We start from the raw sequence: 20,493 nt of genomic DNA, 5'->3' as shown, positions 1-20,493 counted from the left end.
AGTCATATGATGCTTATATTAGCTTACCCAAAGAATTAATGCTTATAATGGATATGAGGATTCGAGGAGGAATATAAATGAAAATTGAAGTATGGTCTGATTTTGCATGTCCATTTTGTTATATAGGGAAAAGAAGGCTAGAAAGTGCATTAGATAAATTTGAATATAAGGATGAGATTGAATTAGTTTTTAAAAGCTTTGAGCTTGACCCATCTGCAAAGAAAACTTATGAGGAAAATATCGATCAACTAATAGCGAAAAAATATGGAATATCAGTTGAGCAAGCTAAAGGCTCAAATAGCCAAATAATAGCACAAGCTAAAGCTCTTGGCCTAGACTATAATTTTGAGGATTTAAAGCCAACAAATACTTTTGATGCTCATAGATTATGTCATTATGCTAAAACTGAAGGAAAAATGAATGAGTTGTCAGAAAGAATTTTAAAAGCCTATTTCACAGATTCTCTTCTAATATCTGATCATCAAGTATTAGCAAAACTTGCAGAAGAAATTGGACTAAACTATCAGACAGCTTTAGAGGTACTTTCTTCTGATAAATATGCCTCCGAGGTAAGAAAAGATGAGGAAAGAGCTTCTAATTTGAGAATAACTGGAGTACCTTTCTTTGTATTTAATAATAAATATGCCGTATCAGGAGCACAACCATCTGAGTTATTTTTAGACGTTCTTGATAAAGTGAGAAAAGAAGAACTTTCCTCACCAGTTATAGAGTTTCTTTCAAAAGAATCTGATGAAAAAGAAGCTGATGCTGGAAGTTGTTCCGACGGTAAATGTGAAATTTAAATTTTTTTAAAATTACCAATATACTCCTAGAAATATGTGCTACTTCAGTCTTAAATGTATTTTCAGAGCTCCTCTTTCTTATGAGAGAGCTTTGAAAAATATAAATTTTAGTATGAAGTGGTACATCTATCTAATTAGTAAAAACAACACCAGTATATTTGCATTTTATAGTGGTTAAGATATTTTCGTAGCAAATATATTAAAAGGAGTGATTGGTGATGGACGAAAAAAGTAAAAAGGTAATAGAGAACTATGTTGATAGCAAAAAGAATGATGCTGAAATAGGTGCTGAAATCACAGGCTTAAAAGATCAACTAAGCGCTATGTCAAGCACTTTAAACCAATTAAAACAACAAAGCTCAATGGCTGGATCACAACAACCTCAAAGTGGTCAGTCTCAACAAAACAACCAAGGAAATAAGGTTATAACTGACCTACAACAACAAATAAAGGATTTCAAACAACAAACTCAGCAGCAACAAATGCAAACTCAACAACAGTTACAATCTTCAATAACAAATGCTATGAATGATTTAAGTAAAGCTAGCCAGTTCTTACAATCAAATCAGACTCTTTCACAGATGAGTCAGCTAATAGAGCAAACTCAACAACAATTAAATCAAATGAGCCAAGGAGAACAGCAACAACAGCAACAGCTACAACAACTTCAACAAACTCAACAACAACAACAACAACAACAACAGCAACAATATGGCGGACAGCAACAAGGAAGTTCAAATATGGGCTCAAACACTGGAGCATCATTCATGAACTCACATAGCCACGGACATACAAGTTCTTTTTAATCTGAGCGTTTTATTGCTTCTTTTTAGAAATATGTTTCACAGTTTTAGTGATTAACTACTTATCACTTCTGCAAAGTAATTTAGAAAGATTTTTGTTTAAAAAGTCTTTTTAAGTATTAGTGATATTTAGTATGTATTTGCATTAATAGGTCGCATTTATATTTTTATAAATGCGACTTCTTTATTATACTTGTTATTTACTAAATGTATATACTTAGGAAAATCACAGTATTTTTTTGTACATACAGTTTTAAAAAACATGCATAAACATGCGCGAAAAGATTTACATTTCGTTGACAGTTAGAAATTAATTAAATATAATAATATAAGTGGTTATAAAATGCCGCCAAATTCTTAGCTTTATTACAATTTATTTTTCACAAATAAAGCTATATTTTTAAAAGTTAATATCTTTAAAAGGGAGTAACTACCCGTAAGGGAGATAAAGTCAACATAATGGTTTGATTAACCTGGCTTTATCATGACGTTTGTCACTGTGAGACTTTTAATACGAGACCATCTTTTTTAGATGGATTATTGTATTATGAGTCTTTTTTATTTTGTCTATGTTAAGTGCTATTATTTAATATAGCGGTAAGTTTCCTATTTAAATAATAAGCTTAATCATATATTTTTTGTTTGCCTAATCTACATTTACTGTATTTATTAAAGTCCCAGCTTTCATAAATACAATACCACAAATAGTCATTAAGGAGAGGATGAAATGGAGTTTTTTCAAGAACCAGTAGAAGAAATCCTTGATCACTTTGATTTGAAAAGCGATCAGGGTCTTACTGACAAGCAAGTAATTAAAAGTGAAGAAAAGTACGGTAAAAATCAATTTTCACCTACTGAAAAGGTATCTCTTTTAAAAAAGATACTGGAAGCACTATCAGAGCCTATGATATTTATACTTATGATAGCAGCTATTATAACTATAGGTATGAATGTCTATAAGCACCTTCAAGGCTTACATGCAGAGTTTACTGAAAGCATAGGTATATTAGTTGCCATAACCCTTTCTGTAAGCATACAAATTATCATGGAAGGTAGATCTGAAAAAGCCTTCGAAGCTCTTAACAATATCAATGAAGATATAAAAGTTAAAGTATTAAGAAATGGTATTATTCAATACATAAATAAAAGAGATATAGTTGTTGGAGATATTATAAAAGTAGAAACTGGAGACAAGATACCTGCCGATGCTAGAATAATAGATTGTCTTCAATTAAAAGTTGATGAATCGATGCTCACAGGTGAAAGCATAGCTGTTAGTAAGGATTATGATGAAATATCCTCTAACTCAAAAGTACCGCTTTCAGAACGAAGTAATATGATCTTTGCTGGTACCTTTGTAAACTATGGACAAGCTACTGCAATTGTTACTGCAGTTGGAGATAGTACTGAGATGGGAAGTATAGCTTCAGAGTTAAAAAAGACAATGTCCAAGTCTACCCCGCTTCAAGAAAAACTTGATAAACTAGCTAAGTCTATATCAGTAATAGGAGTTGCAGTATCTGCACTAATATTTTTCTATGAGATTTTTAAAATATATATCCATAACAATATCTCTTTCGATACAGTTCAAAATGCATTTATGACAAGCGTAGCACTGATTGTTGCAGCTGTACCTGAAGGTCTTCCAACAATAGTTGCCATGACCTTAGCTTTAAATATCATTAAGATGGCTAGAACCAATGCCCTAGTAAAAAAACTAGTAGCTTGTGAAACTGTTGGCTGCATAAATGTTATTTGCTCAGACAAAACTGGTACACTTACAAAAAATCAGATGTCTGTTATAGACGTTTGGAATAATGGTAATCTAATATCACCTGCGGAACTTAAGAGCAGATTTATGATAGAAAACTTTACTGTAAATAGTACTGCTGACATCAACATAAAAGATGGACAAGTAAAGTTCATAGGTAACCCAACAGAATGCTCTCTTTTAAAGGCATTTACCGACACTGTTTGTTCTGTGAATCCAAAACGCTGCCCTCACTACAAGCTTCATAGCTCTGTATGCCAAGGCAAGTGTTCAGAATATAATTCAGAGGAAAGCGAATATATAAGTTATACCGATATACGTAATGCCTCCAGCATAGTTTTTCAGTACCCTTTTAGTTCTGAAAAGAAATCTATGACTACAGTAACACTAGAAGATAATAATTATAATGTATACTCAAAAGGAAGTCCTGAAAAGATTATTTCTTTATGTAATAAAATCATCATAAACGATAAGGTAGAAATCTTAACTGAAGAACTAAGAGAAAAAATAACCGATGAAATAACTAAATTACAAAAAGAAGCTAAAAGAATATTAGCCTTTTCCCATAGAACATACTTAAATAATCATGAGGACTGGTCTTCTGTTCAGGATAAGCTAGAGCATGCTATGATTTTTGACGGCTTTGTATCCATAGCTGACCCATTAAGAGAAGATGTGTTTGAAGCCGTTGAGAAATGTAAGAAATCAGGAATAAGCTTAAAGATACTTACTGGAGATAATATAGTAACTGCTACTTCTATTGCTAAGCAGTTAGATGTGGTAAAGGAAGATAGCATAATTATAGACGCTCAGGATATTGATGAAATGTCAGATGATGAGCTTATTAACATATTAGATAAGATAGTGGTAATTGCTAGAAGTAAACCTATCACAAAAATGAGAATAGTAAACCTCATAAAGAAAGTTGGAGGAGTTGTTGCTGTTACAGGGGATGGAATAAATGACGCCCCAGCTTTAAAAAATGCTGACGTAGGAATAGCTATGGGAATTACAGGCACTGAAGTATCCAAAGAAGCTAGTGATATAGTACTTTTAGATGATTCCTTCTCAACCATAGTCAAAGCCATTGAATGGGGACGCGGTATCTACGAAAACTTCCAAAGGTTCATTCAATTTCAGTTAACTGTAAATCTAGTAGCAGTACTTATAGTAATCATCTGCGAAATATTAGAACTGCCACTACCCTTTACTACTATACAGCTTTTATGGGTTAACCTGATAATGGATGGTCCTCCAGCACTTTCTTTAGGGCTTGAAGCCTTAAGGAAACATCTAATGGATAAGGAACCGGTAAAAAGAGATGCTAGCATAATAACTAAAAATATGATGACCACCATACTTACCAATGGACTCTATATAGTCTTTATGCTTACATTGCTTATAGATAAGAAAGTACTTGGGGGCACTGTAAGTGAGCAATCTAGTATAATCTTTACTACCTTTGTAATGTTCCAACTATTCAACTCCTTTAACTCAAGAGAACTAGGAAATGAAAGCATATTCACTAACTTGCTTAATAATAAACCTATGTTAATAATGATGAGTGGGACTTTTATACTACAAATATTAATTACTCAATTTGGTGGAGAACTATTTAAGACCTCTCCTCTATCAATAGTTATGTGGCTAAAGATAATAGGATATACTTTCTCAGTAATAGTATTTTCTGAAATACTCCATCTATCAAGAAGGATTATCAAAAAATCATAAGTTTTATTCCATTTTGACGTGTCTTACATATGATATTGTAAGCACGTTTTTTTTGGAGGTAGAATTTTGATTCTTTATTATCCGTACATGGGACAAAAAGTTCAGTGCAAGCAAGTCCCAATAACTTTTCCACCACAACATCAGCCAGTTCAGCCTGGTTTAGAATACCTTATGCATCCTAGACCTATATTTGATAATCCTGATTATGTAGGTAGCTGCAAGCTTAAGGATAAGGTTGCAATAATAACAGGTGGTGATAGTGGTATAGGAAGAGCCGTTGCTCTAGCCTTTGCCAAAGAAGGCGCTGACATTGCCATAGTGTATTTCAATGAGCATGAAGATGCAAATGAGATAAAAACAATTATAGAATCTAAAGGAAGAAGATGTATCTTAATTCCTGGTGACTTAAGAGAGGAAGCTTTTTCAAGAGATATAGTTAATATAACACTAGATAAATTAGGACATATAGACATACTTGTTAACAATGCTGGAGTCCAGTTTCCACAACAAAGTATATTAGATATTAGTGCTCAGCAACTTGACGATACCTTTAGGACCAATATATACTCCATGTTTTACTTAACCAAAGCAGTATTACCTCACCTAAGTAGCGGCAGCACAATAATAAATACTACTTCTGTAACCGCTTATGCAGGCAACAAGGAACTTATAGACTACTCAAGTACAAAAGGTGCTATAGCAAGCTTTACACGTTCCTTAGCTCTGTCACTTGTAGATAAAGGAATAAGGGTAAATGGAGTTGCTCCAGGCCCCTTCTGGACTCCACTTCAACCTTCTAGCTGGTCAGCTGATCATATAACCAGCTTTGGCTTAGATACACCTATGAAACGAGCCGGTCAGCCTGTGGAGCTCGGCCCAACTTATGTATACCTAGCTTCTGAGGACTCCACTTATACCACCGGTCAAATAGTTCATGTAGATGGCGGACAATTTGTAGGGTCATAAACTATAAAATATTACTTACTGCTTGATTACACTTTTTAACACTTATTAAAACAATTAAGTAAAAATGAGAGCCATGCATAATAGGGAAAGTTCTATTCCTTATTATACATGGCTTTTATTTAGGCTCTATTAATGTACCCTGCTGAAATTAAGTATTCAATAATAGGATACTTTAACTAGAATGCTTAAAAAACCACTTATCTCGTTACAAGTATAGTGTTCAAACTTCAGCATTAGGTTATGCACGCCTAAAGTTCATAGGCAAATGATTTTTGAACAGGCATAACTTAAGTTTTCGTAGTAGAACCCTATAGTTTAGTCCCTATGAAATTACCATATCTTATACAAACATCTCATATACTCCAAGAATAACTATAATAACACCAGAAACAAAATTTGCATATTTGCCAAAGATTTTAGAGAAGGCAGTATTGCCTATTATGCTTCCAGCTTCTAGAGTAAATATACTAAATATAAAGGTTGCTGCTACGGTAATAGGTATATTAATACCAGTTATACTAGCTGCAACCCCAGTACCAAGATTGTTAATAGTTAGTGCAAGCGCCAGTGATACAGCCTCTTTAATATCTATATAACCTGAATGGTCTACATCTGCAATTTCAGGTGATTCCATTATCTTTTTATATCCTAATACCTCAGAACTTTCCGTATTTAGTGACTTATTATAATCTTTTCTTTCATTTCTTATAAATTCAAAAATGAACCATAAACCTATAGCTATGAGTATTATACTTCCTAAGGAGTTGGCAACTCTTACTGATATTATACTAGTTATTAATCTACCTATGGTCATGGATAGAAAGGTTCCTATGGATGTAATTATAGCTATAAGTATATTGCTGCTTAATTGAATTTTAGTTTTCTTTATTCCATATGCTATCCCAACGGTAAGGTTGTCTATATTGGATGAGAAAGCAAATAGAACAGCTGATAACAAGTGCATTTTTTCTTCCTCCAGTAAATTAAGTGTCTCTTTATTATATTTACTGAAGAGAAATAGGTTACCTGACTATTGATAGAAAACTTGCAGCTTAAACTAATTCATAATTCTTCTTCCAGCATAGAACTTCCATATACCTTCTATTCTAATCTTAGCTCCAGGATACGGTGCATGTATCATTTGATTATCTCCTACATACATCCCAACATGTCCAGGATCAGTGAAAACTAAATCCCCTGGTTTTAGGCTATCTCTAGAAACCGATTGTCCAGAATTTACTTGATTATAAGTTGTTCTTCCTATAGTTTGTCCGAAATTATTGTATACGTATTGAGTAAACCCAGAGCAATCAAAACCTCTAGGGGTTGTACCTCCATATGCATAAGGAGTTCCTAAAAACTTCTTTGCATAATCAATAACATTTTGCCCTCTATTATCTTCTTGTTTTTGCTGAACAGCTGGAGTATCAATGTCATGAACCTTTACCTCTGCATCAAGATTATCTTCTAGCTTCCAGTGGTTAGACTTATTTTGATCATCATTATAAGCCCCTATCTTATTTGTACTAGTAAGATGAAGTTGAAGACCTGTCCTAACATTTTTTATAACATAATAATCGTTACCTACACTGACTATATCCCACATGTTTGATGTATTTTGTTCATCATTATATGCTCTAAAATTGTTGCTTGAATCTAAATGAAGCTGTAAGTTTGACTTAACATTTATTATATTATAATAATTACCTATAGGTCTTAGAATCCACTGATTTGCTGTATTCTTTGGATCATTCCAAGAACCTATGTTATTATTAGCATCCATATGAAGCTGAAGGCCTGTCCTCTCATTTATTATTAAAACCTTTTCTGGTAAGGTAGCTGCGAAAGCTGTCTTAAAGCTAATGGTACTTGTAATGCATAACACAGTACTAAAGGATACTGCAAACATCATTAACTTTTTCGGCATTTTCATCATAAGTACTCCTTTTCTCCATTTTATAGTGTATCAGTTTGTACTTATTGCTATTTTTCAAAGTCTTATATAGTTGATATAACTTGCTTCAAAAATAGCTTCAATATATAAGTGATACAGTTTTGGTTACTACACCTAGGAAAATCTCTGCTATTACGAACTGCCATCGATTACAAATCATAATAGCAGAAGATTATAACTAAGCATATTTATCTATTTAGGGGGATGTAGTAGTATGATGCTCACCCTTATACTAATATAATGATGGCCAAAATGAAAGGATGTATTACTGCCATTGATTCCAGTTTATTCTTAATACTTAAAACCACTCTTATAAATTAATGTTATTTAGATTCATAGATTTTAATTGTAATTTTATACTGTTATAATTGTATTTATATAATAAACAAATAAGTGCATTCATGTAATTAAATAGGAGGATATACATGATAATTGATACAAAAATAATAGATGTCTATCTAAAAGAAAAGTCCTTGAACTCTATAAAAGATCATTGGATATTTACTTCTATTGTAGAAGGTAAGTACCTAATGGATGACTTAGGAAATACAAATATAGATAAATTAAGGTATGTATATGATACTGTCTTAGAAAAAATAAAAAACTTCAAACCTCTGAACCACTTATTATGGAAAGAATTTTTTCAAGATGCATGCATACCACAATCTACTCATATATACTTAATTGTAGGTTCCCCTTATCCTTTCGATGCTATGGTAAGAAAATCTCCCTTAGGCGGTAATGTAATAATATTAGATTTAAATAGAATTAGTGGATACACTGATGACATTAATAAGTTATCTGAAATAGTAATAAGTTTCTTAACTCACGAGATATCTCATATTATAACTAATGAAATCTATCCAGTTCCATGTAAGGATGCCTCTACAATAGATATACTAAAACATGTAATATTTGATGAGGGAATTGCTCACTTTCTAGCCTTCAAAGAAGGTGTGTTGACACTTAACTGGTATAGCTCTGATATGATTCTCCATAGAAAAAACTCATACGCTACATTAATTTCTGAACTCAACACTAACAATGATGCTTATAAAGAAAGTATAATAGAACGGGCTAAGAGTGGATTGTTTTGGGACAAGTTCGGAGCTATTTCAGGGCTATTTGCAATAATAGACTACTACAATGATACTAATAAAGATATAACTTCATTTAGAAGTTTATTTGAAAAAGGACCTGATTTCCTATTTGATTTTATTATAAATAAATGTATCTAGTAATAGGTCCCTACTACTAGATACTCATCAAATCAACTCACTTCAGTGATATTTTTATGTATACAGCTAAACAGTTATTAAATAGCTATATGCTTATTCTACCTCTTTATCTGAAGGGAATATTAGTCCAGCTTTCTTTCTAGCGGTATTTTGTACTTCACACACTATTAGACTATGATCTAGCATCTTATAGCAGCCCTCTAGATCATTACTTTTTATCATATCTGAAAACTCGATGAATTCATTGACCATGCGGTGATTATAATTATTTTCATTTACTGTAGAACTAGCTCCATCATTCATTAGAAGTTCAAATTTCAAGCAAGTATTAGCAGGAGAATCTTGATAAATACAGCCTTCATCCCCTTGAATATTGTTTGCTATAGGTGCCTTACAGTCCTTTGCTCCTACACATACAGCTTTAAACTTTCCATAGTCTAGCATTAGTATTCCAGAGGTATCTATCCCCTTATCTATATTTGGATAATACTCAACATTTATAGGCTTTCCAAATAAACCAACTACATAGTGTACATTGTAAATATTCAAATCCATAAGTGCTCCACCGGAGAACTTAGGATCAAAGGCTGGCAATATCTTTCCTTCCTTGAAGCTGTTATATCTACTTGAATACTGTGAGTAATTGCATTGAACAATTTTTATATTTCCTAAGCTTGGAATCAATTCTTTTATTTTTTTGTAATTAGGCAGGTACTGAGTTGTGATAGCTTCAAATAAAAACAACTTTTTTTCTCTTGCTATATCACTTAATATCTGTGCTTCCTTATAAGTTGTTGTGAAAGGCTTCTCAACTATTACATTCTTATTAGCTTCTAAGGCTTCTTTTGCATAAGAAAAGTGCAGGTTGTTAGGCAATGCTATGTAGACAGCATCCAGATCTGATGCTAGAAATTCCTCATAGTTTAAAAATATATTGCCAATGCCATATTTGTCTTTTAGCTCTTTCATTCCATCCTTAGAGCTTTCTCTACCACAAATAGCTGTTAGTTCTAAATCATTTATTTCATGAGCAGCTGATAAGAAATCTTTAACTATAACTCCTGATCCAACAATACCTAGTTTCATAATAAATCCTCCTTGTATAATTAGGTTGTAACCCTTAATAGAAACCTATTTGTCTTTCTAACAAAGATTACACTTCCTATTTATTTAAATAACTTTCATATCCTTTGTACATCTAAATTAAACTTAGCCTATAAACTTTTCAATGACATAAGCTACTCCATCTTCCTCATTACTCTTTGTCACAAAATCTGCTAAATTCTTAATATCTTCTTCTGCATTGCCCATAGCCACTCCAAGTCCAGCATACCCTATCATCTCTTTATCATTTACCGCATCACCTATAGCAATTACTTCAGAACTATCAATGCCAAGGTACTGAACCAACTTCTCTATTCCAGTAGCCTTATTACAGCCTTTTTTCATAAACTCTAACATGAAATCAAGACTTCTAATTACAGTAAACTCTTCAAATAATTCTTTAGGTAACTGAGCCTGAACTCTGTCCAGTACTTCCTTCTCTTCTTCTAAAACTACCTTAAGAATCTCCTCATCATCCTGAATCTCTTTCATAAAGTCAACCACTCTTACCTTAAGGTTTATTCTCTTTTCTTCATTTTTAGAGAACTTACTTTCAATATTTACTAAGTCTTCTCTCTCTTTGAAAGCATGAACGTAGGCATTTAAATCTTTAACTTTACTGAAGATATATTTTAAATCTTTTCCCTTTAAGGTTTCATTACTGCTTAGCACTGAGTAGTCTTCACATCTACATATCAAAGCTCCATTTAAGCTTATTACGTAATCATCTTTTCCTCTAAGGTTTAGTTCCTCCAAGTAATTCTTTATGCCTTGAATAGGTCTTCCTGAAGTTAGGACTATCTTTACCCCTAAGCTATTTGCTTTAGCTAAAGCCTCTTTGCTCTTCAAGGTAATTGTCTTATCGTCTTTTAATAAAGTACCATCCATATCTATAGCTACAAGCTTATACATAATGTATCCCCCCCTTAAAGCCTAATTAATATTTAATTCTCTTCTATTTAAGCTATTAGCTCTTTAGCTTAATAACTAACTTTTCAGCTTAAATCTCTCATTGACACGCTTATTTGTATGACTTAATTATAATAAATTTCTCCTTATTACTACAAACTATAATATTTCACCGTATACTGTGAAATAATTTATTTTATTAACCTATGACACTTTATTTCCATAGCTTTTAAATATAAATTATAGGAACACTACTTCACAATGAAATCTATGAAAATAAAGCTTTTTATAGGCATCCTTTATGAAAACTTAACTTATACATATAACCATAATCACAACTTTTATGGATTGGTTGCTCCAGGCTTCTGGGAATTATCAAACATATATAGATTAATAGTTTAAGTTTAAATCCTATAAGGTATCCGCTATAAAAGCTTAATTTATACCTGTTCTATAATACAGGCTTTTCCATATTATCTGTCATGCATAAATTAATGGCATAAGTTAGAATCCTATAGTGTATCATTGCTTATTGATATGATTATTGAAGTACTCACTAAGCATATTGATATCAGTCTGCTCAAACTCTGGACTTATCTTAACGAAAGGAATATCAGTAAGGTCTGCTATAGTTGATGTAGTAACTATAAACTCTATATCCTTAAGATTTTCTTCCTCTTCAAACATAAACTGTTGATAGTCGAAAACTCTTAAAAGCTCCACTCTTTCTCCAAAAAGCTTCTTAAGCTTATATTTTATCAAACTTATTATAGCCTCATCATAATCGCAAACTATAGCTGTTTTTAATTTACGTTCTTCTGTTTCGCAGATAGCTACTAAATGAACTGTTATGTAGGCTAACTCTATAAGTTCAACATTTAGTTTTAGTCTTCTTTTTATAATGCCAGCTATTTCACTTGCCATTTCAAAGTGTTTTTTATATGTCCTAGTAATTCCCTCACTTATTTTCTCAGCTATACAGTGTTTGTATCTTAAACGGTTTATCATGGGAGCTACATATAGTAATAATGCTTCTTTATTAGAGCTTAAATCAACCTGGAACCTGTGCTTTAAAGTTTGTATGAATTCATCCACTATTTCCACAGCTTCTTCATTTTCAAAGTTTGTAATACTAGTAGGCTTAATAAATTGCTTTGATTTGAAGTAACACTGTATATTAAGCCATTCTAACTCTGACAGCTTCACCTTTAACAGCTTTTCTACCGCTAACTTTATATCCATTAATACCGGCAATACTGGAACAAAACATTCCTTTGTAATATCTTCTTCCTTCAAATTAAAGCCCAACTCACAGCGTTTAGCTGATACTAATATCTCATAGCAAAGAAGTTGATAACTATGTCCTGATAAATAGTAGCTATGCTTTTTTGCATTAGCACTTACTATATGGTAGAACTGCCTTGCCCTTTCTATAACATCACTTTCTTCAAATATGTAGTTCCAATACTTCGCAATAGTACTTACATTTGTTTTTCTAGATAAAACCCAGCTTATTATATTCCTTTTTTCTACTTCCCCTGCATTAACACTAATGCCATCATTTAAGGAATAACCTATCCTAAGGTTTAATTCCTTCTTAAGCCACTTATTGATAGCAGCTACATCATTGTTAATAGTTGCTGTGGAAACATAAAGTGCCTCTGCAAGCTCTTCCACTTCCATATTCTCTTTTACTATAAGCTTTAATAATATGTACATCTGTCTATCTATTGGAATACTTGGTGTTTCGATTATATATTGATAATCTAATACTTTCCTTATTATATTGCTTTCCTTCATAATAGACTTGCTTTTATCATCAAAAAAATATCCCCTTTTTACGTTAGAATTAATTTCAACCTCATATTCTTTAAGCAATATATTTATATCCTTAATATCCTGTCTTATAGTTCTCACACTTACCTTACAAAACTTAGCTAGCTCACTTCCAGTAATAGCTTCATCTGTATTTAAAATTATGCTTAGAATATCTCTATACCTTCTGTTCAAGTTTCTGTCCACATCCTTTGTATACAAGTTTAACTATTTATTAATTACATTATACTGCAAATTAGAAGTGACAGGGGGACGGAGCTATTGTCCCACTAATAATAATTTGCTAAGGTGTTTTTTAATAAAAATTCATGTATTAAGACTAGAGAAGTTTTTTACTATATGACCTTAGAAAAAACACAAAAATTTCTTATATTCAATGAGTAATACTTTATAAATTAATACTGGATTATTTAATAACTTAGTCTCTATTAAAGTGCTGTGTTTAAGCGGAGGCATCACATATTAATTACATACATTTTAATTTAAATTATGGATCAGTAGAAAAAAATTAAGAAACTGTGAATTATCTTAACTTATAACCAATATCATAATCCATATATGATATAATTTTACAAATAATACATATAGACATTTAAGCATCAAATAGGGGGATTAAAATGAGTTTTTCAATCAGTTTTTCAAGTATAAATAGTATGATATAGTTGTGCAAAAGACTTGCAAATGGACATATTGAAAGAAATGCTATAGAAAACCTATTAGACCACGAAGATTATAAATTCGAATTAGAACGCTATAAGGGAAGAATCTCCAAGGATGAGTTTATAGATTACTTTCTTGAATTAAACAACTTAGAGGAAGAGGATATTGCAAATATTGATTTAAAGAGTCACCACAGATACTACAAAGATTTGTTAAACAATGTGGATTATTACTTTGAAAAATTAAAGGAACTAGAAAGTATACTGACACCAGAGCTTATAGAAGAACAAGTATCTATAGCCATAAGAGGACTACCTGACGATATAATCCTTCCAGATATAAAATTCATCTTTACAATTAGCATAGGAAGAAGCTTTGGCTATGTTTATGAAAATTACACCCACTTTGATTTCTTACAACTAGTAAAAGATCAATCTATCAGTGCTTTCTGTTCAACTATTGCTCATGAAGTACATCACGTTGGATTAAATACAATTCTCCAACAAATTGATGAAGAAAAACTATCTCTTGAAGGATTGTTCTACCTTTATTTTTCTGGAGAAGGTTTAGCAGTAAAGTATTGTAACAACGCTGAAGGAGTATTGTCCAAAAGTATATACAATACTACTAAAAACCAAGGTTTGGATGCCTTCACGTGGAAATATCTAAATAATGATTTCTATAACACAATGGACAACTTTAGAAAGACAGTTAAAGACATAAGAACAGGTGTTATAAAATCACCTAATGACTTAAACAAGCTTATGTCAGAATATTGGACTAATCCTTATACAGAAGAACAAGATAAAAGTGAAATTCCAAAACTAAGACATTTTAGAGTATACACCTTTGGAAATGATATCTGGGGAGTAATTCACGATTGCTTTGGAAAAAATGTAGTTTTTGAAGCCTTAAGAAACCCTGACAACTTTCCTGTAGTATTTAATAAAGCCTTAGATAAAATTGGATATGGTCAGTTTAAGATTTGATAAAGTAGAGGTAATATTATGCATAAATAATGTTTAATTGATAGGCTTGATGAATAAACCAATAGCTACCAATTCATTTTAATTCTCTTGGCGTATATACACACAGAGAAGCTTTTGATACAGATGTAATCTATGTAAACCCATGTAGTTCACTGTCCCTAGTTAACTTTTATTATGGATTTCATGAAAAACTCGATGAATATTGTGGTTCTTTAGGATTTGAATATTCAGCTAAATGTGGAAACCCTGTTTTTCATTCAACCATATCAATTTGCAATAAAAATGACTTTAATAACCTCTTTGATTATTTAAGAGATAATTTTATTGCCACAAGTGGAAGAATAGTTGCTCTCGAAGTTTATTAAATCCCATTTAGATTAATTAATAGATTTGAATTAATTAATGACTAATACTCAATTAGTTATTAAAAAGGATTAATTAAGCTGCCCCCATTATTAAAAAACATTGATATGTATAGTTTTTTATATACTCATATCATTACAGTCAAGATTAGATAAGGGGAACTATTATGAAATCATTAATATATAGAAATCCACTAATATCAGCAATCATCATAAATACAATAGCTTTAATACTAAGTATATACTTAATAATAAATAATGCTATTTACTTTATACCTCTACTTACCTTCATAGGTATTGCAAACAGGAAGATTATTGATAACGGCCAGGGTGTTACCAAAAAGAAGGAAGTATTTATTTTGATAAGCTTTTTTCTTATGATAATTATCTTCTTAGCTTTTGGTTCATACATGCATGATTTAAGAGAAATGGAAATCGATAATAGAACTTTAAGATAGCAAGTTTAATTAAAGTACTAAAGAACTTAGATAAGAATACTTTACTGGATGACTTAATAAGTTTTCTTCCATGCAAACTATAAGGTGCTTACATTTAGTTTAACTCTACTCTTTAATTAAGGATTTAACTAAAAACTGTAGACTATCAAGCACTTAACCATAAATCAATAACTAAAACAAAGAAACAGATCAATACCTCTACTACTCCTAGTAAAGTATTGCTCTTAATATTTATGGATCTATATCTATAACTTATTATTCTGCCTCACTTTTAAGCTCTTTATATAAGTAAGTAGGTCCTTCATACCACATCTTGGTATCTTCTTTTTCCAGTACACTATAGACATTAGAGTTATAGACTTCAAGCAATGCTTCTTCCCAAATTATATTTTTGTCTTTTGTTAACATCTCAGTCACCTTTGCAACTTTTAACGGAATGAATATATGGACATTATCTTGTGTTATCTCTGGGAATGACATACTAAATCACCTCGCATTCAATATTATATTATGTGTGCAATATATCATAGTTCTCATCTAAATCAATTCCATTGCTTCTATTAAATAGCTTAGCGACGTCCTTCATATTCACTCAGTACTTCATTTAAAATTTTCTATGAAAAAAATTCTATTTACAATCGATCAACTTGTAGACTATGCCTTTTTTGTATTTAGGTTATTTATTATATCACATATAAAAAAAGTCCAACCATAAAAACAGGTTGCTTTTTTCAGGTTCCAATAGATGCGTTTATCTATACAAAAGAACTTTTTAAAGCCATTTTATATTTTCATTAAAGATCAAAACTAGATTCGCTACGCAGTACGTAGCGATTGTTGAACTCATTGTCAAATGGGCATTGAGTTGCTCCCTAGTAAAATTCTAATGCAATTGAGCTTGGTATAATTAGATAATAACTTATAAGTGAATTACGCGTATAACATCCTCTATATAGTGACATGATTTGAAGTTAGAAGAAAATGTCCCTCCAGTTAGATTGAGATTTATCTAATTTATCCGCTAAAATCTATTATCTCTCACTCATGATGTACCTCTCCAGCCCTTGTGATCTTATATACTTTTCACTGTCATATTACCTACCTATTGCCTTTAGTTATTCTCATATCATCTAAGCTAATTAGCATTCCAACTTTTTTATTATGATAATTGTTGTAGATTGCTTGGAGTAAGTGATTCTGCTATCAAAAAGATTTCAGACTATAACTTCTTATTTAAATCAAATTCTATAAACACCTTTAATATGTTATAATATACTCAAGAAATATAGATTTAGGTAGCAAAAACAGTAGTCTTGGACATAATTAAATATATATCATATTTAAAATGATGTGATTATAATTAACAATAAAAATACCATGTTTTATATAAACGGAACTGGTTATGATGATTTTATAATGTCACCTAAGATAGACTTTGTATTTAAGCTTATTTTTGGAGATGAGAAAAATAAGGATATATTAATTGCATTCCTAAGTGCAACCCTTAGGTTAAATAAGGAAGATTTTCAAGGTATAGAATTTTTGAATACAGAACTTCTAAAAGAATTCAAAGAAGATAAAAAAGGCATTTTAGACGTCCGAGTAAAAACAAAAAACAATGAACATATAGATATTGAGATACAGATATTCCCTACAGAATTCATGGCTGAAAGAAGTTTATTCTATTGGTCAAAGATGTATAATAGCCAGGTAAGTCCTGGTGATACATACGATAAATTAAAGAAATGTATTACAATAAATATAGTTGATTTTGAGAGGATACCGCTAGATAAGATTCATACGACTTTTCATATTTTAGAAGATGAAACTGGCTATAAGCTTAGTGATGTTCTAGAAATACATTTTTTAGAATTACCTAAACTATCAAAATTAGATAGTATAAAAGATTTAGATGCCCCCATACTAGATTGGCTTGAATTTATAGACTCTGATTCAAAGGAGGAAATGGAAATGATAGCAGAAAAAAATGAAAATATTAAGACTGCCTATGAAATCTTACAAAGAGTAAGCAAAAGCAAGGAAGCTAGAATGGCCTATGAGGCTAGGCAAGCAGAAATTATGGATCAACTAACAAGAGAAAAAGCTGCAAGAGAAGAAGGTTTCGAGCAAGGTACTAACCAAAAAGCTATTGAAATTGCAAAAAACTTGCTCGGCTTAATTGATGATGAAACAATTGCCATTAAAACTGGCCTACCTCTTGAATTAGTTAAAAATTTAAAGAATTAATTCAATTATACATTTCAAATTTAGGAGTCATTACACGACTCCTTTTTGTTTTACAATCGCTAATTTAAGACTCTTAATTTCAAATTAGACCTAGTAAGCGACTATTCACCATTCCTACCCTAATTCATAATGCAGTTTTGGTTTCAAATCATCGTAATCATCTGCTCTTCACTAATAATCATTAAACTTAAGATTCCGATTATACTATGAAGTTTATTAGACTTACTAGCTACTAATATTAAAAGGAAGATCAATATCTTCAACACTCCTAGTAAAGTATTGCTCTTCCTATTTATAAATCTATATAAAACATCTTATTAATTTACTGCACATAAGGAGACTTAGGATACCCCTCCCTATACTTCCCCCTAGTTTGAAGCCCTCCTATTCCCTTTATCCCTGTTATTGTATTCTCAATAACATAAGTTATAGACACTACCTGATTTATCCTTGTGTAAGCTATCTTTTCGCATACAAATACAGGATCTAGGCAGTGGATTAAAACGCGCTTGGGACTTGAGGCGAAGTTTGCGCCACCAAACTGAACTCAAGTTCAACATTTAAGAAGATTTTTTCTTCCTATCAATTAAATTTATATGCTGAAATGTATAAGGATTTTTTAAAAAATACACTTGTTGATTTATAAAAAATTAGTTTTCTCTCAATTTGGATAAACCACAATATAGTATATTAAACTATTATAAACAGTATACTTTACTGTCAAGTAATTCTCTAAGAATTTAGAATCTTACTCCTTAAATTTATTTCTTGAAACCAGTATATAGATTTCTTTGATTTAAATATCCCTTTATAGTGTTATTTGGACATACAATACTCTTTCAATAATCACCTTATACTTGAACTTGATTTGTATTTATTCTTTATCTCTTTCATAAACACCCATTTAGCATCTACTTTTCATCTCTAATAGCTGATTTTATATTCCTTTTATCCTCAATAATATAATTAATAATTTCTTCCTCTTCTTAAATGTACAATCATCTGTATGCCTATATGTTTAACTGAATCATCAATTTTAACTGTATTAAGATTTAATCTTCTTATAAATCTTATAAGTTTCCTAATAAAAATATCATAAAAATTGCAAGACGAGCAAAAATAATCTACATACAGTTACCTTGAAAATGCGAAATAAATTAATCCTAGTAAAGCATCTTTTTTGCCTTACTAGGATATTTTAATTATACCTATTTAAGTTATTAAAGATACCAAATCTTTCATGCTACATAGTTTTATACCTATCGTTTATAATCTATATTCCTACGTTGCCTGTCTATCTCATATAATATTATGGAAGCCGCACATGCAACATTGAAAGATGTTATCTCACCATACATTGGTATTTTAATCAAATCATCAGCAATATCTTTATAGGCCTTGCTTAAACCATAAGTTTCATTTCCTATTAATAATGCCATTGGGCCTGTTAAATCTACTTCATCAACAAATTTATTAGATTTAGCAGTTGATCCTACTATCTTAAAATTAGGTAACTTATCTTTGATATTCTTGAACCATTGAATTAATTCATTATGCGACTCTAATCTAATGGTAGGAACGGAAAAAAATGTTCCCATACTTGATCTAATAGTTTTAGGATCATACAGATCAACAGCGTGACCAGTAATAACTAATGCATCTACTTTTAATGCTTCACATGAACGTATAATAGTTCCCAAGTTTCCATGGCTAGACGGTCTATCAAAAACTGCTATCACCATATCCTCATTTACTTTTATATTGGTCAAATCATTGCTAGCCATTGATACAACAGCTATAATTTCAGAGTAGTCTTCATCTTTCTCACTAATTTTATGCATCAACTTTAAGGAGAGTTCAAAATGAATTTCAGCTTTTGAGTTTGCCAAAATTTCCTTAGCCCACTGTGAAAGAGGTTTTTCTTTTGAATAAACAAAGCTTTTTATGTTCCAATTATTTTTAATTGCATAATTTATGGACTTGACCCCTTCAACAAAGAACTCTTTATATTTATTTCTTTTTTCCCTGTTTCTCTTTAAAACTTCAATACGCTGAAAGTCACTATTTTCTGAATATATCTTTTTCACTTTAACTGACATTTTAATACCTCTTTTATTTTCAAAATTTAAGAATATAGTTAACTCGTTATACTAATTAATTTATTATGATTATTTACAAATAGAAAAACTCTAGAACAATATGTAAACATATTATTAAAAAGTTTTACCACTATGATAATAAAGATAAATATACATATAGAATAAATCACTATGACTCCACAAATAATAACACAAAATCACGTAAAAATAAACATCTGAATTTTGAAGATCATATGCTTACCTAGCTTAGTCTAAAGTAGAAACTTTCATCTTATAAAATATCCAAAGGTTAGATAATCAAATCAACAGTATCTCAAATGGAATTAATCGTAGAACTACCAGACAAATAAAGCAAGGAAAGTATGTTAAGTGTGGAAGTTATACCTTTATAATATCACACTCGCATCCTTTCCTTTATTAACAGTTTCTATCAGCAATATTGGCTTTAGCATTGCACTTAGAACTCCTGTTATAGCTTTCCTTATTATAAATATGCCCTACTGTAGATTGTCAAGTACTTTTGGTTCTCTCGCAATTTTGGTGATACTTTTATTGGAAACTAT

14 protein-coding genes and 2 pseudogenes are annotated in these 20,493 nt (G+C 31.1%); 8 read left to right on the top strand and 8 right to left on the bottom strand.

The window, feature by feature from the left end:
* Positions 1-77: 77 nt before the first annotated feature.
* From GXK57_RS15805 to GXK57_RS15790, 4 genes are all read left to right on the top strand, one after another.
* On the top strand, positions 78-803 hold the full coding sequence (locus GXK57_RS15805; RefSeq protein ID WP_160678246.1) for a DsbA family oxidoreductase: 726 nt from the start codon (positions 78-80) through the stop codon (positions 801-803).
* A gap of 218 nt (positions 804-1,021) precedes the next feature.
* The gene (locus tag GXK57_RS15800) at positions 1,022-1,609 is read left to right on the top strand and encodes a hypothetical protein (RefSeq protein ID WP_160678244.1); all 588 of its coding nucleotides are present in this window, start codon (positions 1,022-1,024) and stop codon (positions 1,607-1,609) included.
* 724 nt (positions 1,610-2,333) lie between these two features.
* The gene (locus GXK57_RS15795; RefSeq protein ID WP_160678242.1) at positions 2,334-5,108 is read left to right on the top strand and encodes a cation-translocating P-type ATPase; all 2,775 of its coding nucleotides are present in this window, start codon (positions 2,334-2,336) and stop codon (positions 5,106-5,108) included.
* 66 nt (positions 5,109-5,174) lie between these two features.
* Positions 5,175-6,074, top strand: a complete 900-nt coding sequence (locus tag GXK57_RS15790; RefSeq protein ID WP_160678240.1) for an SDR family oxidoreductase — start codon at positions 5,175-5,177, stop codon at positions 6,072-6,074.
* Between the two features lie 340 nt (positions 6,075-6,414).
* Here the strand turns inward: GXK57_RS15790 and ytaF are convergent.
* Both ytaF and GXK57_RS15780 read right to left on the bottom strand, forming a co-directional pair.
* Positions 6,415-7,065: pseudogene (gene ytaF, locus GXK57_RS15785) on the bottom strand (sporulation membrane protein YtaF); the annotation flags it as partial.
* Positions 7,066-7,131: 66 nt separating this feature from the next.
* Positions 7,132-8,010, bottom strand: coding sequence for an NlpC/P60 family protein (locus GXK57_RS15780; protein ID WP_160678238.1), 879 nt, complete (start codon positions 8,008-8,010; stop codon positions 7,132-7,134).
* Positions 8,011-8,453: 443 nt separating this feature from the next.
* Between GXK57_RS15780 and GXK57_RS15775 the strand changes: the two genes are divergently transcribed.
* The gene (locus GXK57_RS15775) at positions 8,454-9,266 is read left to right on the top strand and encodes a hypothetical protein (RefSeq protein ID WP_160678236.1); all 813 of its coding nucleotides are present in this window, start codon (positions 8,454-8,456) and stop codon (positions 9,264-9,266) included.
* Positions 9,267-9,359: 93 nt separating this feature from the next.
* On the opposite strand, the gene GXK57_RS15770 is transcribed toward GXK57_RS15775, so the two are convergent.
* From GXK57_RS15770 to GXK57_RS15760, 3 genes are all read right to left on the bottom strand, one after another.
* Complete coding sequence (locus GXK57_RS15770; RefSeq protein ID WP_160678234.1) at positions 9,360-10,352, bottom strand: Gfo/Idh/MocA family oxidoreductase; 993 nt, start codon at positions 10,350-10,352, stop codon at positions 9,360-9,362.
* Positions 10,353-10,475: 123 nt separating this feature from the next.
* Positions 10,476-11,282 carry a Cof-type HAD-IIB family hydrolase gene (locus GXK57_RS15765; protein WP_160678232.1) on the bottom strand — a complete coding sequence of 269 codons (807 nt, stop codon included), beginning with the start codon at positions 11,280-11,282 and terminating at the stop codon, positions 10,476-10,478.
* Between the two features lie 519 nt (positions 11,283-11,801).
* A complete protein-coding gene (locus GXK57_RS15760) occupies positions 11,802-13,289 on the bottom strand; it encodes an HTH domain-containing protein (RefSeq protein ID WP_160678230.1) in 1,488 nt (495 codons plus the stop codon).
* 488 nt (positions 13,290-13,777) lie between these two features.
* Here GXK57_RS15760 and GXK57_RS15755 point away from each other — a divergent pair, with 488 nt between their 5' ends.
* Positions 13,778-14,764: a DUF5700 domain-containing putative Zn-dependent protease gene (locus GXK57_RS15755; RefSeq protein ID WP_160678228.1), complete on the top strand. Its 987-nt coding sequence runs from the start codon at positions 13,778-13,780 to the stop codon at positions 14,762-14,764.
* 529 nt (positions 14,765-15,293) lie between these two features.
* Entirely contained in the window at positions 15,294-15,584 is a 291-nt protein-coding gene (locus tag GXK57_RS15750) for a hypothetical protein (RefSeq protein WP_160678226.1), read from the top strand.
* A gap of 255 nt (positions 15,585-15,839) precedes the next feature.
* Here the strand turns inward: GXK57_RS15750 and GXK57_RS15745 are convergent, their stop codons facing one another.
* Positions 15,840-16,064 carry a hypothetical protein gene (locus GXK57_RS15745; protein ID WP_160678224.1) on the bottom strand — a complete coding sequence of 75 codons (225 nt, stop codon included), beginning with the start codon at positions 16,062-16,064 and terminating at the stop codon, positions 15,840-15,842.
* A 936-nt stretch (positions 16,065-17,000) separates the two neighbouring features.
* Between GXK57_RS15745 and GXK57_RS15740 the strand changes: the two genes are divergently transcribed.
* Positions 17,001-17,831, top strand: a complete 831-nt coding sequence (locus tag GXK57_RS15740) for an Rpn family recombination-promoting nuclease/putative transposase (RefSeq protein WP_243156452.1) — start codon at positions 17,001-17,003, stop codon at positions 17,829-17,831.
* Positions 17,832-18,153: 322 nt separating this feature from the next.
* On the opposite strand, the pseudogene GXK57_RS15735 reads toward GXK57_RS15740, so the two are convergent.
* Positions 18,154-18,366, bottom strand: a pseudogene (locus tag GXK57_RS15735) (sporulation peptidase YabG); the annotation flags it as partial.
* 724 nt (positions 18,367-19,090) lie between these two features.
* On the bottom strand, positions 19,091-19,930 hold the full coding sequence (locus tag GXK57_RS15730) for a TrmH family RNA methyltransferase (RefSeq protein ID WP_160678220.1): 840 nt from the start codon (positions 19,928-19,930) through the stop codon (positions 19,091-19,093).
* Positions 19,931-20,493 lie beyond the last annotated feature (563 nt).

It is taken from the genome of Clostridium sp. C8-1-8, assembly GCF_009928445.1.
Classification (GTDB): Bacteria; Bacillota; Clostridia; order Clostridiales; family Clostridiaceae; genus Clostridium_AR.
Note: the sequence above shows the minus strand (reverse complement) of the source record. Positions and strands in the feature narration are given on the sequence as shown.